We start from the raw sequence: 1547 nt of genomic DNA, 5'->3' as shown, positions 1-1547 counted from the left end.
CCCGACCTGTTCGCAAGGGTGATCGAACCGCTGAAAGGAGAGAGGACTTAAGTGATGGTGTTAACGCCTGTGGACAGTGTGGATAACCCCGCGGATCCCTGTCCTGCGTGGGGAACTACACGCGTGGAAGTTGTGAGTGACCGGGGGAGGCCGATGTGGTGCGGCGATGTCAGGATCGACGCGTTCTCATGCGCACCGCGATCGAGCCCACAGGATCGGGGTCGAGATCCACAGTTATCCACAGGTTATGCACACTGGGGAAAGTGCATCTTGGCGTTCCCTGTGTGCCGTGTCAAGGGGGGAAGTGACGCACCGAGATGTGCGATCGGATCAGCGCGCGTTGCGCCCCAGCTGCGACGTGATCTCGGACACCTGGTTGTAGATCGACCGACGCTCCTTCATGAGGTCGCTGATCTTCTTGTAGGCGTACATGACGGTCGTGTGGTCGCGATTGCCGAAGAGCTGGCCGATCTTCGGCAGAGACAGGCTCGTGCGCTCGCGGCACAGGTACATCGCGATCTGCCGTGCGGTCGCGACCGCCTGCGAGCGGCTCGACCCGTAGAGGTCGTCTACCGAGAGCTTGAAGTACTGCGCGGTCGCAGTGATGATGTCGGTCGGCGAGATCACATTCGCGTCGTCCTGGTCGACGATGTCTCTCAGCACCTGCTGTGCGAGCGACATGTCGAGGGAGGACCGATTGAGGCTCGCGAACGCGGAGACCCGGATCAGCGCGCCCTCGAGTTCACGGATGTTGGTGGACACGACTGTCGCGATGTACTCCAGCACCTCGTCGGGGATGTGGAGTCGCTCGTTCTGCGCCTTCTTCCGGAGGATGGCGATGCGGGTTTCGAGATCGGGCGCCTGAACGTCGGTGATCAGACCCCACTCGAAGCGGCTGCGCATGCGGTCCTCGAACCCGGTGAGGTGCTTGGGCGGCACATCGCTCGTGATCACGACCTGCTTGTCGTGGTCGTGCAGCTGATTGAAGGTGTGGAAGAACGCCTCCTGCGTCTCGGCGCGACCCTGGAGGAACTGGATGTCGTCGATCAGCAGGATGTCGACATCGCGGTAGCGGGCCTGGAACGCCGAGCCACGGTTGTTGGCGATCGAGTTGATGAAGTCGTTCGTGAACTCTTCGCTGGACACATAGCGCACGCGGATGCCCGAATAGAGGCTCTGCGCGTAGTCGCCGATCGCGTGGAGGAGATGAGTCTTCCCGAGCCCGGAGTCGCCGTAGACGAAGAGCGGGTTGTACGCCTTCGCCGGCGCCTCGGCGACGGCGACCGCCGCGGCGTGCGCGAAGCGGTTGGACTGCCCGATGACGAATCGGTCGAACGTGTACTTCGGATTCAGTCGGGTGTCGGAGCGCAGCGGGGTGCTCGGCGAGTCGGCGACGTCATCGGCGAGGGGCACGGGCGGAGCGGGCAACGGCGTCGACGACGGCGCCGGAGCGCTCAGGTGCGCGTCACTCAGTTCCGGATTCACGACCACGCGGAACGAGGTCACCTCACCGTCGGGCGACGCGACACTGAGAGCCTCCATGATCG

At 63.4% G+C, this 1547-nt stretch carries 1 protein-coding gene; it reads right to left on the bottom strand.

Features of this window, described 5'->3' with window-relative positions:
- Positions 1-330 precede the first annotated feature (330 nt).
- Positions 331-1547, bottom strand: a 1217-nt coding sequence (gene dnaA, locus ASG00_RS00680; protein WP_235559014.1) for a chromosomal replication initiator protein DnaA, incomplete at its 5' end; no start/stop codon positions are given.

The sequence above is a fragment of the Microbacterium sp. Leaf351 genome, from assembly GCF_001423825.1.
GTDB lineage: Bacteria > Actinomycetota > Actinomycetes > Actinomycetales > Microbacteriaceae > Microbacterium > Microbacterium ginsengisoli.
The sequence above is the reverse complement of the archived record's forward strand: the minus strand, read 5'-3'. Positions and strand labels throughout refer to the sequence as shown.